Annotated in this window: 19 protein-coding genes; 13 read left to right on the top strand and 6 right to left on the bottom strand. The window is 58.0% G+C overall.

What is annotated here, in order from left to right:
- The 6 genes from ACFFAR_RS07180 to denD form a co-directional block, all read left to right on the top strand.
- Positions 1–433: NAD-binding protein (locus tag ACFFAR_RS07180; protein ID WP_375507693.1), on the top strand; the 433-nt coding region annotated here is incomplete at its 5' end.
- A complete protein-coding gene (otnK, locus tag ACFFAR_RS07175) occupies positions 433–1,707 on the top strand; it encodes a 3-oxo-tetronate kinase (RefSeq protein WP_174362405.1) in 1,275 nt (424 codons plus the stop codon). The genes ACFFAR_RS07180 and otnK, both read left to right, overlap by 1 nt.
- Positions 1,707–2,360 carry an aldolase gene (locus ACFFAR_RS07170; protein WP_062171648.1) on the top strand — a complete coding sequence of 218 codons (654 nt, stop codon included), beginning with the start codon at positions 1,707–1,709 and terminating at the stop codon, positions 2,358–2,360. The genes otnK and ACFFAR_RS07170 overlap by 1 nt, the downstream gene beginning before the upstream one ends.
- A gap of 42 nt (positions 2,361–2,402) precedes the next feature.
- Positions 2,403–3,743, top strand: a complete 1,341-nt coding sequence (locus ACFFAR_RS07165; RefSeq protein WP_174362404.1) for an MFS transporter — start codon at positions 2,403–2,405, stop codon at positions 3,741–3,743.
- 21 nt (positions 3,744–3,764) lie between these two features.
- Positions 3,765–4,562 (top strand): 2-oxo-tetronate isomerase, encoded by a 798-nt coding sequence (otnI, locus tag ACFFAR_RS07160; protein WP_174362403.1) that lies wholly within the window; start codon positions 3,765–3,767, stop codon positions 4,560–4,562.
- Between the two features lie 8 nt (positions 4,563–4,570).
- Positions 4,571–5,518, top strand: coding sequence for a D-erythronate dehydrogenase (gene denD / locus ACFFAR_RS07155; protein WP_375507692.1), 948 nt, complete (start codon positions 4,571–4,573; stop codon positions 5,516–5,518).
- 51 nt (positions 5,519–5,569) lie between these two features.
- On the opposite strand, the gene ACFFAR_RS07150 is transcribed toward denD, so the two are convergent.
- Positions 5,570–6,463: an NAD(P)-dependent oxidoreductase gene (locus ACFFAR_RS07150; RefSeq protein ID WP_062171641.1), complete on the bottom strand. Its 894-nt coding sequence runs from the start codon at positions 6,461–6,463 to the stop codon at positions 5,570–5,572.
- A 210-nt stretch (positions 6,464–6,673) separates the two neighbouring features.
- Here ACFFAR_RS07150 and ACFFAR_RS07145 point away from each other — a divergent pair, with 210 nt between their 5' ends.
- The 4 genes from ACFFAR_RS07145 to ACFFAR_RS07130 all read left to right on the top strand — a co-directional run bounded on the left by ACFFAR_RS07145 (position 6,674) and on the right by ACFFAR_RS07130 (position 10,888).
- Positions 6,674–7,675, top strand: coding sequence for an ABC transporter permease (locus ACFFAR_RS07145; RefSeq protein WP_062003745.1), 1,002 nt, complete (start codon positions 6,674–6,676; stop codon positions 7,673–7,675).
- An 81-nt stretch (positions 7,676–7,756) separates the two neighbouring features.
- Complete coding sequence (locus tag ACFFAR_RS07140) at positions 7,757–8,677, top strand: sugar-binding protein (RefSeq protein WP_372237046.1); 921 nt, start codon at positions 7,757–7,759, stop codon at positions 8,675–8,677.
- Between the two features lie 14 nt (positions 8,678–8,691).
- Positions 8,692–10,200: a sugar ABC transporter ATP-binding protein gene (locus ACFFAR_RS07135; protein ID WP_062171637.1), complete on the top strand. Its 1,509-nt coding sequence runs from the start codon at positions 8,692–8,694 to the stop codon at positions 10,198–10,200.
- Between the two features lie 31 nt (positions 10,201–10,231).
- Positions 10,232–10,888, top strand: a complete 657-nt coding sequence (locus ACFFAR_RS07130) for an aspartate/glutamate racemase family protein (RefSeq protein WP_062003414.1) — start codon at positions 10,232–10,234, stop codon at positions 10,886–10,888.
- Here the strand turns inward: ACFFAR_RS07130 and ACFFAR_RS07125 are convergent.
- On the bottom strand, positions 10,863–11,648 hold the full coding sequence (locus ACFFAR_RS07125) for a cyclic nucleotide-binding domain-containing protein (protein WP_174362401.1): 786 nt from the start codon (positions 11,646–11,648) through the stop codon (positions 10,863–10,865). The genes ACFFAR_RS07130 and ACFFAR_RS07125 overlap by 26 nt on opposite strands.
- A 150-nt stretch (positions 11,649–11,798) precedes the next feature.
- Positions 11,799–12,893 (bottom strand): tartrate dehydrogenase, encoded by a 1,095-nt coding sequence (locus ACFFAR_RS07120; RefSeq protein WP_174362400.1) that lies wholly within the window; start codon positions 12,891–12,893, stop codon positions 11,799–11,801.
- A gap of 141 nt (positions 12,894–13,034) precedes the next feature.
- Here ACFFAR_RS07120 and ACFFAR_RS07115 point away from each other — a divergent pair, with 141 nt between their 5' ends.
- Positions 13,035–13,949 carry a LysR substrate-binding domain-containing protein gene (locus ACFFAR_RS07115; RefSeq protein WP_174362399.1) on the top strand — a complete coding sequence of 305 codons (915 nt, stop codon included), beginning with the start codon at positions 13,035–13,037 and terminating at the stop codon, positions 13,947–13,949.
- On the opposite strand, the gene ACFFAR_RS07110 is transcribed toward ACFFAR_RS07115, so the two are convergent.
- Both ACFFAR_RS07110 and ACFFAR_RS07105 read right to left on the bottom strand, forming a co-directional pair.
- Positions 13,946–14,416, bottom strand: a complete 471-nt coding sequence (locus ACFFAR_RS07110; RefSeq protein WP_174362398.1) for a GyrI-like domain-containing protein — start codon at positions 14,414–14,416, stop codon at positions 13,946–13,948. The genes ACFFAR_RS07115 and ACFFAR_RS07110 overlap by 4 nt on opposite strands.
- A 52-nt stretch (positions 14,417–14,468) precedes the next feature.
- Complete coding sequence (locus tag ACFFAR_RS07105; RefSeq protein WP_062003410.1) at positions 14,469–14,753, bottom strand: hypothetical protein; 285 nt, start codon at positions 14,751–14,753, stop codon at positions 14,469–14,471.
- 264 nt (positions 14,754–15,017) lie between these two features.
- Here ACFFAR_RS07105 and kynB point away from each other — a divergent pair, with 264 nt between their 5' ends.
- Together kynB and ACFFAR_RS07095 are read left to right on the top strand one after the other, a co-directional pair.
- The gene (gene kynB, locus ACFFAR_RS07100) at positions 15,018–15,668 is read left to right on the top strand and encodes an arylformamidase (protein ID WP_174362397.1); all 651 of its coding nucleotides are present in this window, start codon (positions 15,018–15,020) and stop codon (positions 15,666–15,668) included.
- Between the two features lie 80 nt (positions 15,669–15,748).
- On the top strand, positions 15,749–16,057 hold the full coding sequence (locus tag ACFFAR_RS07095; protein ID WP_062003408.1) for a putative quinol monooxygenase: 309 nt from the start codon (positions 15,749–15,751) through the stop codon (positions 16,055–16,057).
- A 107-nt stretch (positions 16,058–16,164) separates the two neighbouring features.
- Here the strand turns inward: ACFFAR_RS07095 and ACFFAR_RS07090 are convergent, their stop codons facing one another.
- Entirely contained in the window at positions 16,165–16,818 is a 654-nt protein-coding gene (locus ACFFAR_RS07090; protein WP_174362396.1) for a glutathione S-transferase N-terminal domain-containing protein, read from the bottom strand.
- Positions 16,819–17,026 lie beyond the last annotated feature (208 nt).

The raw sequence follows: 17,026 nt of genomic DNA, 5'->3' as shown, positions 1-17,026 counted from the left end.
CATGGCCGGCAAGGTCTATCGCCTGGGCGACGCGCATGGCCTGGGCTCGAAAGTGAAAATCATCAACCAGCTGCTGGCGGGCGTGCACATCGCCGCTTCGGCCGAAGCCATGGCCCTGGGCCTGCGCGAGGGCGTCGACGCCGACGCGCTGTACGAGGTCATCACGCATAGCGCCGGCAACTCGTGGATGTTCGAGAACCGCGTGCCGCATATTCTCGCCGGCGATTACACGCCGCTGTCCGCCGTGGATATCTTCGTGAAGGATCTCGGCCTCGTACTCGATACCGCGCGTGCGTCCAAATTCCCGCTGCCGCTGTCCGCTGCAGCGCATCAGATGTTCATGATGGCTTCCACAGCCGGTCATGGCGGCGAGGACGACTCGGCGGTCATCAGGATTTTTCCGGGCATCGACCTTCCGAAAGGAGAGAAGTAATGACGAACGCCCTGCTTGGCTGCATTGCCGACGACTTCACCGGCGCAACCGATCTCGCCAATATGCTCGTGCGCAGCGGCATGCGCGCGGTTCAGACCATTGGCATCCCTGCATCGAATACGGAGATCGAAGCCGACGCGCTGATCGTCGCGCTGAAGTCGCGCACGATTCCCGCAGCGGATGCAGTTGCGCAGTCGCTGGCCGCACTCGAATGGCTTCGCGCCCAGGGTTGCCAGCAGTTCTTGTTCAAGTACTGCTCGACTTTCGATTCCACCGATGAAGGCAACATCGGCCCCGTTGCGGACGCATTGCTCGACGCACTCGGCGACGACTTCACCATTGCATGTCCCGCGTTTCCCGAGAACGGCCGCACGATCTATCGCGGGAATTTGTTTGTCGGCGATGTGCTGTTGAACGAGTCGGGCATGCAGAATCATCCGCTTACGCCCATGTCGGACCCGAACCTCGTGCGCGTGTTGCAGCGCCAGACAAAGTCGAAGGTCGGGTTGATCGCGTATGACGTGATCGCAAAAGGCGCGCAGGCGGTGCGCGAGAAGATCACCGCGCTGAAAAGCGAGGGCGTGCGTCTTGCCATCGCCGATGCTATTTCCGACGCCGATCTCTACGTACTCGGCGAAGCATGTGCGCAGCTGAAATTGATCACGGGCGGGTCGGGCATCGCGCTCGGTTTGCCGCACAACTTCCATGCAGCAAATCTGCTGGCTGAGGCCACGCATGCATCCGAGTTACCGTCGATCGAAGGAAGATCGGTCGTACTGGCGGGGAGTGCATCGAAGGCGACCAATGAACAAGTTGCGTATTGGCGCGAGAACAAACCGGGCTTTCGCATCGATCCGCTTGCGTTATCGCGTGGAGAATCCGTCGTCGAACAAGCGCTCGCATTCGCCGCGGAGCGTTCGGACGAACCCGTGCTGATCTACGCCACCTCCACGCCCGATGAAGTGAAGGCCGTGCAGAAGGAACTCGGCGTGGACAAAGCGGGCCATCTGGTCGAGCAGGCGCTGGCGTCGATTGCAGCAAAGCTACGCGATGCCGGCGTGCGCAAGTTCGTGGTCGCCGGTGGAGAAACATCGGGCGCCGTGGTCCAGGCGCTGGGTGTGAAGTCATTGCGCATTGGCGCGCAGATCGATCCCGGCGTGCCGGCGACACAATCCATCGGCGATGAACCGATCGGCCTCGCACTGAAATCCGGCAACTTCGGCACGAAGGATTTCTTCGTGAAGGCGCTGAAGGCTTTGGACGGAGCAGCTTGATGGCGACCGGTGAAACCCGCATTCGCGAAGAAATCTGCGAGACCGGCGCAAGTCTGTATGAGCGTCGATACACCGTCGGCAGCGCCGGCAACATCAGCGCACGTCTTGACGACGGCTGGCTCATCACCCCGACCGACGCCTGCCTCGGCCGGCTCGACCCCGCGGATATCGCCAAGGTCGATAATGCCGGCAATCACGTGTCGGGCGGCAAGCCCTCCAAGACGCTCGCCTTGCACAGAAAGATCTACGAGAACAATAGCGACGCACACGGCGTGGTCCATACCCATTCAACGCATCTCGTTGCATTGACGCTCGCCGGTGTCTGGCGCAACGAGGACGTGCTGCCGCCCCTCACGCCTTACTACGTGATGAAAGTTGGACACGTGCCGCTGATTGCTTACCGGCGCCCGGGCGATCCGGCTGTAGCGGAAGAAGTCGCGGCGCTCGCATCGAAGGTGCGTGCCGTGCTGCTGGAACGGCTCGGCCCTGTCGTGTGGGAAAAATCCGTCAGCCACGCGTCTTATGCGCTGGAAGAACTCGAGGAAACCGCGCGTCTCTGGATGCTGGCGCTTTCGACCAATGCACCTCTTCCTGAGCCGCTCGAAGAAGCGGCCATCGATGACTTACGCAAGACCTTCAACGCGCGATGGTAGCGAAGCGGGTCTGATCACCCAACTTGAATCCTGGAGACAAGCATGACCCCTGAACAAGCCGTGCCGCCGGGCGGTACACCCGCGCCCGCAGCAGCCCGTTACGACGATAAGGAACTCGCGAGCACTTACAAGAAAGTCTTCTGGCGCATCGTGCCGTTTCTGATGCTGTGTTATGTGGTCGCTTATCTGGATCGCGTGAACGTGGGCTTCGCCAAGCTGCAGATGTCCCAGGATCTCGGTTTTAGCGAGACGGTATTTGGACTGGGTGCGGGTGTGTTTTTTCTTGGCTATTTTCTGTTCGAACTGCCAAGTAATATATTGATGCACAAGATCGGCGCACGCATCTGGATTGCGCGGATCATGATTACGTGGGGCATCCTCTCCGCGCTTTTCGTGTTCGTCAAGACGCCCACGCAGTTCTACATCTTGCGTTTTCTCCTGGGTCTCGCTGAAGCCGGTTTTTACCCGGGCGTGATCCTGTATCTGACGTACTGGTTTCCATCGCACCGGCGCGCGAAGATCATCGCGGTATTCATGTCGGCTATTCCGGTTGCGGGCATCTTCGGCAATCCGCTGTCCGGCTGGATCATGCAAACCTTCTCCGACAGCCGGCACTTCGAAGGCTGGCAATGGATGTTTCTCATTGAAGCGGTCCCGGCGTTGCTGATCGGCATTGCGACCATTCTTTATCTCGACAACAACATCCGCAGCGCGAAGTGGCTGACAGAACCGGAAAAGCGCCTGCTGGAACACGAAATCAGCACGCAGCCGCAACACGCAAGCGACAGCACCAAACATTCGCTGCGCGCGCTTTTCGCCGATCGCCGCACCTGGTGGATGTCGCTGATCTACTTCGCATTCGTGACAGGGCAATACGGCCTCACGTTCTGGATGCCGACGTTCATCAAATCAACCGGTGTGACCGGGGCATTCAACATCGGTTTGTTGAGCGCGATCCCGTTCCTGGTGGCAATCGTCGTGATGAACATCCTGGGCCATAGCGCCGATAAACACCGGGAGCGCCGCTGGCATCTGATCGTGCCCGCGCTTGCAGCGGCGGTTGGCTTTTCGGTTGCGGCATCGTTTGCAGGCAATACAGCGATATCGATCATTGCGTTGTCTGTCGCCGCCGCCGGCGTACTGACCTGCGCGCCGCTGTTCTGGTCGTTGCCTACGGCGTTCATGTCAGGTGCGGCGGCAGCAGCCGGTATCGCGGTCATCAATTCGATCGGTAATCTCGCCGGTTTTGCAAGCCCGTACATGATCGGTTATCTCAAGGACCTCACGCACAGCACCGCGAGCGGCATGTATGTACTTGCGGCCATGCTGGTGATCGGCGCCATTGCCACATGGCTCGTGCCGGCCAAGCTCGTGAATCGCTGAACTGAAAAGGAGTTTATTGCCATGCCCCGTTTTGCCGCCAATCTCACGATGATGTACACCGAGCACGCCTTCCTCGATCGCTTCGCTGCCGCGGCGAAAGATGGCTTCAAGGCTGTGGAATTCCTGTTCCCGTATGACTTCCCGGCCGCCGATATCAAGGCGCGTCTCGACGAAAACGGCCTGAAACAAGCCTTGTTTAATGCGCCGCCCGGTGACTGGGCGGCTGGCGAGCGCGGGATTGCGTCGTTGCCTGGACGCGAAGAAGAGTTCGCGCGTTCGCTTGATAAAGCCCTGGAATACACCGCCGTGCTCGGCAACAAGACGCTGCACGTGATGGCCGGGTTGATCACGCCCGAGCAGCCGCGCGAAGAACATCGTGCGGTCTATCTGAAGAACCTCGAACGTGCTGCAGGCGCGGCGCGTTCAGCGGGTATCAAGGTGGTCATCGAGCCGATCAATACACGCGACATCCCGGGATTTTTTCTCAACCGTCAAGACGATGCCCAGGCGATCTGCGCTGAAGTCGGTGCGCCTAACCTTCAGGTGCAGTTCGATTGCTATCACTGCCAGATCGTCGAAGGCGACCTTGCCGTGAAACTCAAGCGCGACATGAAACGTGCGAACGCGGGCATCGGGCATATTCAAATTGCGGGGGTGCCGGATCGCAATGAGCCGGACGTCGGCGAACTGAATTATCCGTATCTTTTCGATCTTATCGATTCGCTGGGCTATGACGGCTGGATCGGCTGCGAGTACCGGCCGAAAGCGGCTACGTCGGATGGCCTCGCCTGGATCAAATCCTATCTGCAACGTGCGTGAGTGAAGCCATGAACATTCTCATTACCGGCGGCGCCGGTTTTCTGGGCCAGCGGCTCGCACGCGGCCTCCTCGAACGCGGCACGCTGATGGGCAAGCCGATTGCCAGCCTCACGTTGCTCGACGTGGTACGCGCGCCCGATTTCGACGATAAGCGCGTACGCGCCGAGACGGGCGATATCGCGGACAGAAGCGTGCTGGAACGCTGCATCACCACCGATACGCACGCGATCTTCCATCTCGCCGCGATTGTCAGCGGTCAAGCGGAAGCGGATTTTGAACTTGGCATGCGCATCAATCTGGATGCGTCGCGATTGCTGCTCGATGTATGCCGGACCCTCGCCCATGCGCCGCGCGTGTTGTTCACGAGCTCCGTGGCGGTATATGGCGGCGTGCTGCCTGATGTGGTTCGCGACGATACCGCGCTGAATCCGCAGTCATCGTATGGCACGCAGAAAGCGATCGCAGAATTGCTGCTGTGTGATTACTCGCGGCGGGGTTTTGTCGATGGGCGTGTGCTGCGCCTGCCTACCATCAGCGTGCGGCCAGGCAAGCCCAACGCCGCGGCTTCATCGTTTGCGAGCGGCATCATTCGCGAGCCGCTGAATGGCGAACGCGCGGTATGTCCGGTGAACGGCAATACCCGTTTGTGGCTCTTGTCGCCGCAACAGGCGATTGAATCGTTGATCGCAGGGTGCGAACTCGATCAGGCCGCGCTGGGTCTCTGGCCCGTGGTCAACCTGCCTGGTTTGTCGGTCAGCGTGACTGAAATGGTCGATGCGCTGAAGGAAGTGGCAGGCGAAGAGGTGGCTGCGTTGATCGACTGGAAGCCGGATCCGAAGATTGAAAAGATCGTGGGAAGCTGGCCTGGCGCGTGGGACGTCTCACGCGGTGAGAAACTGGGCTTGAGCGCCGACAACAATTTCGCCGATGTAATACGCGCATTCAGGAAAGGTTAGGACCGGTAATCCGGGGATCGCGCTTTGAGTGCGGATCCCCGGCCAACGCACTTAAAGCGCGACTTGCTCACGCCATTTGTATTGCTGCTGCCAGCCAAGCAGGCGCTTCAACTTGTCGTTGCTAAGCAGCGTCTCGAACTCTCCCATTTGCTTCTTCACCGGCACGCCGGGATAAAACTCCTTGAGCAAATCGGCGGTCGGCCGGTCCGATGAAACGTCATCGGCCGCGACGTTCATCACTTCAAAACCGAGCCCGTCTTTTTCGATGCCAAGCCGGCACGCCGTCGCCAGATCGCGTCCATCGATATAACTCCATGCAATGCGTTTGCGCAGACCCGGGTCCTTGAGCCATGTCGGGAATTTCTGATAATCGACAGGGTCCAGTACATTGCCAATCCGGAAGCAGTAGATATCCGCGCCGGTGCGCGCGTGGAAAGCCTTTGCTGTGACTTCGTTGATCACCTTTGACATGGCGTAGCTGTCCATGGGATCGACAGGATATTCCTCGTCCAGGGGGAAATACTCCGGATTGCGATGCCTGTGGGCGAACACTACGCCGTACGTGGTCTCGCTTGAAGCCACGATCACTTTCTTGATGCCGAGCTTCGACGCCGCATCGAGCACGTTGTAGGTCGCCATCACGTTGATGCGGAAGACCTCGTTGTCGGGCACGATCAGGATCCGAGGGATCGCAGCGAAGTGGACGATTGCATCGATGGGCTTGGGCTCGATGTCGTCCTCGAATTCCTTGAGCACCGTCGTCGACGCAAGCGCATTGAACACTTGGCCCGCATCGGTCAGGTCGGTGATCAGCGTTCGCGCAATGGGCTTTGCCATAGGCACGCGGTCGAGGTTCAACACTTCGTAGCCGTGTGCGACAAGATCCTCAACGACCCATTTGCCGGCCAGCCCGCTGCCGCCGGTCACTATTACTCGCTTCGTCATGTCTCGTGCTCCTGATCTGGTTTTATAGGGACGTCACCTTGAGATGCATGGTACAGAGGCCCGCACGCAGCTTCTGTGACGAACTTCATAGTCCCACGATGACGCGCATCAGGGACAACCCCGATGCACATGTATGACGCCCGTCACAGACTCGCCAACCTTGCGCCGCCTACGATCCTTCTAAACCAGAATCAGAACAAGGAGACATCGGTGGCTGCAATATCGTCCAAAGAAGATCCGCACCGGCAATCGTCGGGACTTACCGCCACGTTGCGCGGCCTGCTCAAGATCCGCGAGCTGAACATCTTCTCCGTATTGCTGCTTGTCGGAATCCTGATCAGCATCTTTTCCCCTTATTTCCTTACTACGAACAACCTGATGGGCGTGTTCAGGTCGTTCTCGCTGATCGCCATCATGGCAATAGGCATGATGCTCGTGATCATCACCGGCGGGATCGATTTGTCTGTGGGATCGGTGATGGGGCTTTCATCGCTCGTGACTGCGCTGGCTTTCCAGCACGGCGCGGGTCCTGTGGTCGCGGTGATCGCGGGGCTCGTGGTAGGACTCGCGGTTGGCTGCTTCAACGGTTTGCTGATCACCTGGATTCAGTTGCCGCCGTTCATTGCCACACTGGGGACGTTGAGCATCGGACGTGGCCTGATGTACATGATCACGAAGGGCGTACCGGTCACGCCCGATGTTCCCGACAGTTTCACGTTCATCGGTCAGGGGTATGTGGGATTCGTACCGTTTCCCGTGATCATCATGATTGTCATGACCCTCTGCTTTTCTGTGCTGATGCGGCAAACGCGCTTCGGCCGGCATGTTTATGCCACCGGCGGTAATGAAATGGCGGCGCGGCTCAGCGGCGTGCGTACGTTCCGCGTCAAGTTCATCGTCTATGCATTGTCGGGTCTCATCGCCTCCATTGCAGGCGTCGTCAGCTTCTCGCGGTTTGTATCGGCGGAACCGGCTTCGGGGTTTGGCGCCGAGCTGGACGTGATCGCCGCAGCAGCCATTGGCGGTGCGAGTCTTTCCGGCGGTGCGGGCAGCGTGGAGGGCGCCATCATTGGCGCGGCGCTTGCCGGGATCATCACGAACGGCGTGGTGCTGTTGAACATCGATACCTATGCGCAGCAGGCCATTACCGGCTGTGTGATCCTGCTCGCGGTCAGCATCGATATCTGGCGCGTGCGCCGAAAGGGACGTTGAGACCATCGCTTCCCAACCTTTGTTTCACCACTAAAAACTAGACCTTTGGAGACGAAAATGGATAAAGCATTTCGCAGCGTGATGAGCATGGCCGTGGCGACGGTTGCGCTTTCTATGGGTGCATCGGCAAGCGCCAAGGACGCAAAGGATATCTCCGTCGCCGTGGTGCCGAAGGTGGCGGTTCCCTTCTTCGATGACTGCAATAAAGGCGCGCAGACATCCGCCGACAAGCTGGGCGTGAAGTATCAATGGGTCGTGCCGCAAAACACGCAGGGCTCCACGCAGGTCAAGATCATCGAAGACCTGATTTCGAAGCACGTGGATGGCATCGCCATTTCCGTCAACGAACCCAAGTCAGTCGAAAGCGTGATGAAGCGCGCACAGCAAAGTGGTATCAAGGTGTTGACGTTCGACTCGGATTCGCCGAAGAGCGGACGTTCCATGTACATCGGCACGAACAACGAATCGGCCGGCGCGACGATGGCCGAGACCATGGGCCGAGCGCTGAACGGCAACGGCGAGGTTGCGATCATCACTGGTCAACTCGGCGCGGTGAACCTGAACGAGCGCATTGCGGGCATCAAGAAGGGCCTGGCGAAGTATCCGGGCATCAAGATCGTGGAGACGCAGGGAACAGAAGACGATCTTGCAAAAGGCGTTTCGGTTACCGAGACCACCTTGCGTGCGCATCCGCAGTTGAAGGGAATCTTCGGGGTGAGTCAGGTGGGCGGCCCGGCGGTGTCGAAGGTGCTCAACACCAAGGAATTCGGCGCGATGAAAGGCAAGCTCGAAGTCCTGGCATTCGATGATCTCCCCGACACGCTCAAGGCGCTCAAGGACGGTTCCATTCAAGGGATCATGGTCCAGCGTCCCGTCACCATGGGCTCGCTGGCTGTCGATAACCTGGTCGCGCAGATCCAGGGAAAGGGCGAGGCGCCCAAAGATATCGATACAGGCGTGACGGTAGTGACGAAGGACAACATGGGCAGTTACACGAAATAAGCAAAGGGAACGTCATGGCAACGCCATTCCTGGAAATGCGCGCGATTTCCAAAACCTTTCCCGGAGTGAAGGCGCTCGATGGCGTGAACCTTCAAATCCGGCAAGGCGAAGTGCTCGCGCTTGCCGGAGAGAACGGGGCGGGCAAGAGCACGCTCATGAAAATCCTGACGGGCGTCTACGCCCCTGACCCCGGCGGCAAGATCCTGATAGAAGGCAATGAGATCGAGATGCGCGATGGCAATCATGCCCGGGCGCTTGGTATCGGCATCATTTATCAGGAGCTGTCAGTCGTTGAAAACCTGAGCGTGGCTGAGAATCTTTTTCTCGCGCGCGAGCCGCTCAACCGAGTGGGGTTGCTCGACCGGCCGCGCATGGAGCGCGAGGCCAGGGCGATGCTCGAGACCATCGAGCTGGATGTCGATCCGTCAACGCGTGTCAGCGAATTGAGCGTTGGACAGCAGCAGATGGTCGAGATTGCGAAGGCGCTCGCGTATCAGTCGAAAGTCATCATCATGGATGAGCCGACGGCATCGCTCAGTCATCACGAGACACGCACCCTGCTGCAACTGATCAAGCGGCTGCGCGAGCGGGACATTGCGGTGGTTTATATCTCGCACAGGCTCGAGGAGATATTCGAACTTGCCGACCACGTGACCGTTCTACGCGACGGCCGTACCGTCGATACTTCGCCCATTGCGGAAGTTACGCGCGATTCGCTGGTTCGCATGATGGTCGATCGAGAACTGAGCGACCTGTATCCCGGTTCAGCCAGTTCGCACGCAACCGGGGTTCCCGTGCTGGAGGTTCGCGATTTGTCCTTGCGCGCAACAAAGGGCGCCGAGGCGCGGATCAGGGATATCAACTTCACGCTGCATCGTGGGGAAATTCTCGGGGTTGCGGGACTTGTGGGCTCAGGGCGCACGGAAATCATGGAGATGATCTTCGGCATTCGTCCGTGCACGGGAAGTATCGCCGTCGACGGCAAGAGCGTGAGCATCCGCAATCCCCATGATGCGATTGAACATGGCATCGGCTTTGTGACGGAGGACCGCAAGGCGCAAGGACTGGTTCTCGGAATGAGCGTGCGCGAAAACTTCAGCCTCACGCATCTCAAACGTTATTCGCCTTTCCAGTTCTTGCAGCGCGCAAAGGAAGACGAGAGCTGCAAGCAATTCGTACGAAGTCTTGGCATCAAGACCCCAAGTACCGAGCAGAAGGTCGTCAACCTGAGTGGCGGCAATCAGCAGAAGATCGTCATCGCGAAATGGGTTGCACGCAATCCGAAGGTGCTGATCGTCGATGAACCCACGCGCGGTATCGACATAGGCGCTAAAGCGGAAGTGCATGCGCTGCTCGCGCGTCTCGCTTCGCAAGGTATCGGGATCATTGTGATCTCGTCCGATTTGCTTGAAGTGCTCGCCGTTAGCGACAGGATCCTGATCGTGCGTGAAGGGCGACTGAACGGCGAAATGACGCGTGCCGAAGCCACCCAGGAACGCGTGATGGCGGCAGCCACCGCATGATTTTTCCTTAACGAACCAACCATTAAAAGCCATGACTACGATAGCTGTGATCCATACTGGACCCGTCACCGTCTTGCCGATCAAGGAGCAACTCAACGAACTGATCGCCGGCGCCCGCATCATCAACATCATGGACGACAGCTTGCTGAACGACGTCCGCGCGGCCGGACATCTGACGCCGGAAGTTGCGAGCCGAATTTATAGCTATATGTCGAACGCGCAGGCGATGGGCGCGGACGTCATTCTCAACGCATGTTCGTCGGTGGGTGAGGCGTCGGATTCGCTGAAGGGGTTCATCCGAACGCCAATAATCAAGATCGACGAGTCGATGGCCGAAGAAGCCAGCGCAATCGGCCGGCGTATCGGCGTGGTGGCGACCGTATCGACAACGCTGGACCCGACTGTACGCCTCATCCGGCGCAAGGCGGAGGAACTCGGCCGTACTGTTGATGTGACCGAGCGTATCGCGGAAGGCGCGTTCGAGGCGTTGCTCGCGGGAGATGGCACGCGCCACGACGAAATCCTCAAGCAGACGATCGCGGCGCTTGCCGACGAGGTCGACGTCGTGGTGCTCGCGCAGGTCTCCATGGCGCGTCTGGTGCCTGCGCTCGGCGCGTTGCGCGTACCGGTTCTGTCCAGTCCGCGCAGCGGCGTTGAGGCGGTCAAACGCGCGCTAGCGGCGCTTTGACATATTGCGAACTGAACGGGGACGGCGGCGCTGCAAATGTCGTCGGCGAAATGTGTTGTGCGGGCGTTGCTTTATGCGGCAGATAGCGCGCCACGAAAAGCGGCGTCAGCACGATCTTGCGTTCATGCATGGCGGTGAGCCCGTCGGCCTTGAGATCGTTGAAATGCCGGTTGACCGATTCGCGCGATGTGCCAATGAACTCGGCGAGCTTGTCCTGCGGAATCGACAGGTCGATGAGCACCGAATCACCCGCATCGGCATAGTCGAATTCCACGCCGATCTGGTTGGCGAACATCACGAGGATATTCGTGAGCCGCTTGCGGACATCGTGCAGCGACAGGTTCTCTATGAGCTGCTGCGCTTCCTGCCACCGGCGGTAATGACTTTTCAAAACAAATTGGTTGATGACGTCATAGCGTGCGAGCAGGTGCTTGAAGTCAGGCTTGCGGATATAGCAAAGCATGCTTGGCGCAAGCGTCTGCGCATGATGCGAATAGTTGGCTTCGTTGAGCACGTCGCCGTCTCCGAACAACATGCCTGCCTTGATGAACGACAGCGTGACTTCCTGCCCGTCCTCGGTCAGCCTGAAGAGCCGCACGCTGCCGCTCTTGAGCAAATAGACGTGATTGCTCGAATCTTCCGGCCGATAAATCGTCGTATTTTTCCGCACGGTCCGATGCTCGCTGAACGCAGGCATGACTTCATCTAGACAGTGACGTTCTATGAGCGAAAGCAATTCGCTTTTTCCGACAAACCACATTGGGTGTCTCCTTGTACTTTGCCTCGAAAACCGTGAACGGTCATGAGGTGTTTGAATGCACGCGGTCGCTGTCATTTTCCTGACTCATCAAGTCTACACAGAGCTCGCGATCATTGCGCGCAAGGGGTCAACCCCTACGCGCCCGCAAGCTCAAGCTGTCTGCGGCGCATTCGTTTCATGCGATGCAAGCAGGGCACAGACGGCATCGGTCACCTGGCGCGTCGTGGCCTTGCCACCCAGGTCACCGGTATGCAGCGCAGGGTCGGCCATCACGCGTTCAATTGCATTCATCACGGTGCGGGCCGCGTCCATTTCGCCGAGATGCTCGAGCATCATCACGACGGACCAGAACGTGCCGATCGGATTGGCGAGGCCCATTCCCATGATGTCGAACGCGGAGCCATGGATGGGCTCGAACATGGACGGGTAACGTCGTTCCGGATCGAGATTGGCCGTCGGTGCAATGCCGAGACTGCCAGCGAGTGCTGCGGCGAGGTCACTGAGAATATCGGCGTGAAGGTTGGTGGCCACGATGGTATCGAGCGTGGCGGGGCGATTGACCATGCGCGCGGTCGCGGCATCGACGAGTTCCTTGTCCCAGGTTACGTCGGCGAACTCCTTCGAGATTTGCAGCGCGATTTCGTCCCACATCACCATGGCGTGGCGCTGCGCATTGCTCTTGGTAATGACGGTCAACAGTTTGCGGGGACGTGACGCTGCCAGGCGGAACGCGAAACGCAGAATGCGTTCAACGCCGGCGCGCGTCATGATGGAAACGTCGGTGGCTACTTCTATTGGATGACCCTGATGCGCACGCCCCCCAATACCTGCATATTCGCCCTCGGAATTTTCCCTGACGATCACCCAGTCAAGGTCATTCGGCCCGCAGCGTTTGAGCGGGGCATCGATACCGGCAAGAATGCGCGTTGGACGCACGTTGGCATATTGATCGAAGCCCTGGCAAATTTTCAGACGCAAACCCCACAGCGTGACGTGGTCGGGTATGTCTGGGTCTCCGGCCGAACCGAAAAGAATCGCGTCCTTGTCGCGAAGTGCATCGAGGCCATTGGGCGGCATCATCACGCCATGTGCCCGATAGTAATCCCCGCCCCAGCCGTAGTTCTCGAATTCAAATTTGAACCTGTCCGTACGCGCGGCTAGCGCTTCAAGGACTTCTTGCCCGGCCGGGACGACTTCCTTGCCAATTCCGTCTCCGGGAATGGTCGCGATACGGTAATTCTTCATATTCATCTCTTGGCGGATTAAACGTCTAACGCATCCTAAAGCGCAAAAGCGCGTGCTAAACGCTGCTAGACTTAAATCGTTCTTAACCTTAAGTTAAGAATCCTTTTCTTCTGGCGGTTTGCCAAGTGATGCGGAATAACGATGACCTCTCCAATCCAGGCAGAAGACTTAAGTTTTTTTTCGATACTCGCGGGCAGCGGCAGCCTGACAGCGGCAGCCCGCGAATTAGGATTGAGTACGGCGGCGGTAAGCAAACATCTCGCGCAAATGGAAACCCGAGCTGGCGTTGCGTTGGTGAGCCGCACCACGCGGCGCATGAGCCTGACGCCCGAAGGTGAGATTTACGTGTCGCGGGCGCGCCGCATCCTGACCGAAATGGATGAGCTTGCGCAATTGCTCGGTGGCGCTTCCGCTGCGCCAACCGGGTTACTGCGTGTCAATGCAACGCTGGGTTTTGGCAGAAGTCATATCGCGCCGGCAATCTCGCGATTCGTACGTGCCTATCCAGAGGTCGATGTCCAGTTGCAGTTATCGGTTGATCCGCCGGCGCTTAGCGAAAATGCCTTCGATGTATGCGTGCGCTTTGGCGAGCCGCCCGACGCGCGTGTCATCGCCCGACAAGTTGCGCCCAATCGCCGGTTGTTGTGCGCGGCGCCTGCTTATTTTGCGGACCGTCCGATTCCGCAAATGCCTGACGATCTGGTCCAGCACAATTGCATCGGCATACGCCAGGGCGACGATGGCTACGGTATCTGGCGCCTGATCAGCGGACACGGTGCCGCCGAGAAGACCGAGAGTGTCCGCGTGCGTGGCAACCTGACAACCAACGATGGCGAGATCGCGGTGAAATGGGCGCTGGAAGGGCACGGCATTTTGCTGCGTGCGGAGTGGGATATAGCGGACTATCTGCACGATGGCAGGCTCGTGCATGTGCTGCCGGAATATCGCACGCCCGGCGCGGACATCTATGCGGTTATTCCGCAGCACTTGCAGACCACGGCGCGTGTAAAAGCGTTTATCGATTTCCTTATACTTGCCTTGCGCAAGGATGCCTAAAGCAGCGGCACGCAAATCTCCGTGAGCCAATCAGCGGGCGCCGTATCTTTCGGACTGTTCAGATACACTTCGAACGAAGGGGCATCGGCGGCTTCGCGTCCTGACCCTGTAAGCCAGGGTCCGTACAGCCACTCATATGCCGCATGCATCTCGCTATATGGTCCCTTGTGAAGCAGCACCGCGTATTGGCCGCCGCGTATCTGCGTCAAACCTACGGGCGGAGAAACTTCGACTTCGCGCGGCAGCACTGCACATGCCTTGGATCTTAGTTCGGATTCCGGAACGACTTTCGGATTATCGTAATAGATTCCCGCCATGCGGATCTCCGGCGACAGCAGGTCATGGCCTGCAAGCCAGCCGACGAGCGAATCAAACGCCTGGCTGATCTGGATATAAGGTCCGGTGTGATCGACGGAAACTACGGTCATTGCTGGAATGTCGCGAACAACGACATCGTATGTTGTCATTTGATTGTCTCGTGCCGAGCGTATGCACGGCTATCTCATCGTTCTTATGAATTCATTCATCCATCTCGTTCACGAGCCCGATCAGTCTCCTTGGATCGGTCAGGCAATCTTCGATTGTGCCTTCATCCTCGAACAACATGCGCAAGACGCATGCTTCATCTTCGGTCAAACCGGAGTGCTCGAGTTCGCCATCACGGCCGATGGTGTCGCAATCTTCGAGCGTCAGCTCGGCGATCACTGCTGACGACAATGCCACGGGCCACTTCTCACTGAACGCAACGGTGATCACTTTGCGTGTTTCATCGTAGGCCCTGATCTCGACGCTGATGTAAGACATGATGTCGAACTCTCCAGTGAAGCGGCCACGAGTGAATCAAGTGTAGCAACACAAAGCGGCTGTAGTAAACCACATGTACTTATGCACCAGAGCAAGGCATTCAATCGCACTAAGATGAAGCGCGTATTAGAAAAGCATCATTTTGTATGTTTGTTGGCGCAAACCGATTTTTATTCGACGTGACTTCCTTATCAACCTTCGCTTTGACACCAATCACCAGCGGCTTTCTCGTAACATTGGCATGAATACAAACGGATAAAACTCATGCCTCAACGACTTTTCGACATCAGCGCTTCCATCGATTCGAACACGCCTGTCTGGCCTGGCGATACACCTGTCACGCTCGAACGAGTCTGGAAGATGGAGGCAGGTTCACCCGTGAATGTCGGACGCATGACGCTCTCGCCTCACACCGCCACACACGCCGATGCGCCGTTGCACTATGACCAGGACGGCGCCGCCATTGGCGCAGTCGGTCTGGATGTGTATCTGGGAGAGTGTCTGGTCCTTGCGATCAAGCCACGGGGTTCGCATGTCAGTGTCGAAGAGATCGAATCGGCATTGCGTAGCGCGCAGTTGCAACTCGCTCCACGTGTACTGATCCGGACCTATGCAAAGGCGCCGACGGCTGAATGGGACAGCGATTTCGCCGCCATCTCGGCCGATGCGATCGACTGGCTCGCTGAGCGTGGCGTGAGGCTGATAGGAGTCGATACCCCGTCGCTCGATCCGCAAGAGTCGAAGACAATGGACGCGCATCACCGCGTGCGCGCGCACAAGATGGCGATCCTCGAAGGTCTGATCCTCGATGATGTTCCCAATGGCACCTATGAGTTGATCGCGCTGCCGTTGAAGCTGAACACGCTCGACGCAAGCCCGGTCAGGGCGATCTTGCGGAGCTTACCGAAGGACTAGCCGCCGGGCATAGGTGAATGCATGCGCGAGATCCGGATTATCATTCAGCGCTTGCCCTAATTTAATTCGGAGAAGATTGGATGATCCACGTCATTGCCACCATCACCGCGAACCCCGGTCAACGCGCCGACATTCTTGCGTTGTTCAGCAAGAACCAGCCGGCTGTCCTGGCAGAAGAAGGATGTATCAGTTATGAGGCCGTGATCGATGTACCTGGTGCCGGGGCAATCCAGACCCCTCTGGGGGACGATACTTTCTTGGTCATCGAACGCTGGGAAAGTATTGACGCGCTCAAGGCTCACGCCGCGTCTGCCCATATGGCGGAGTACGGTCGCAACACGGGGTCGTTTGTTGCCAAGCGAGCGATCAACGTGCTGCAGGTCGCTTAGTCGTGGATATCCGGTTCGCACCGCAGCAATTTGAAAAACAAAATCTCCGATAGATCCAGTGCGAATCGATCGGAGAGATAAACCGCCGAACAGTTCAAGCCGGAAATTTACGCTTGCCCGCTGCGATTCTTGACGCTGGGCCGCTCCGAGATTTTCGCCTGCCACGCCGAGAGTGCGGTGCAATCATCCGGAATGGCCACGCTTGCAAAACCGGCGTGTAAAAGTGCCGCGTAGGCGGTGATATCGGCCATTGAAAATTCATTGCCCGCTATGTAGGGCTGTGTTTTCAGCACGCTGTCGAAGTAGCGCATGCCGCGCACGAACTTGTCGAGATGGCGCTCGCCCCATTCTTTGCGGTGCGCCCACTCTGGGCTTTTATAAGCCAGCAAGCGATCGCCGAGCCCCGGCGTTGCATGATGAAAGTAAATGCCGATGGCATCGATCAACTGATCATCCGCACGCTTTTGCATCATATGAATCACTGCTTTCTGCTTGGGTGTCTTTCCGGTAAGCGTAGGGTTGCCGTCCAGATTGTCCAGATACTCGGTGATCGCAACGCCTTCCGAGATGAATGTGCCGTCGTCCAGTTCGAGTACGGGAACTGTACCCGTCGGATTGATGGCGAGGAAGGCGTCCTGCTTGTGCTCGGCGGCAAACAGATCCACTTTGACGAACTCAATCTGCGGGTCCAGTCCTTTTTCGGCCAAGACGATGCGAATGCGTGCCGGATTAGGGAAGCCGGGGGTGTCGTAAATTTTCATGATCGTTTCCTTATCTATCGATAGGTTAAGTGTGGAGCGAAGATTAGGTCGTCGCGACCGCGCTGTCAACAACAATCTATCGATAGATAAGGGGTCAGCTCGAGTTATCTATCGGTAGAGATATAATTAAGCTTGATTACAAATAGAGGATGTTCCTCATGGCCAACACTGACACGCGGGAAAAAATAATGAGCGTGGGCCGTCTCAT

Source organism: uncultured Caballeronia sp. (assembly GCF_964243625.1).
Taxonomy (GTDB): domain Bacteria; phylum Pseudomonadota; class Gammaproteobacteria; order Burkholderiales; family Burkholderiaceae; genus Caballeronia.
This window is presented reverse-complemented; position numbering and strand designations above follow the sequence as displayed.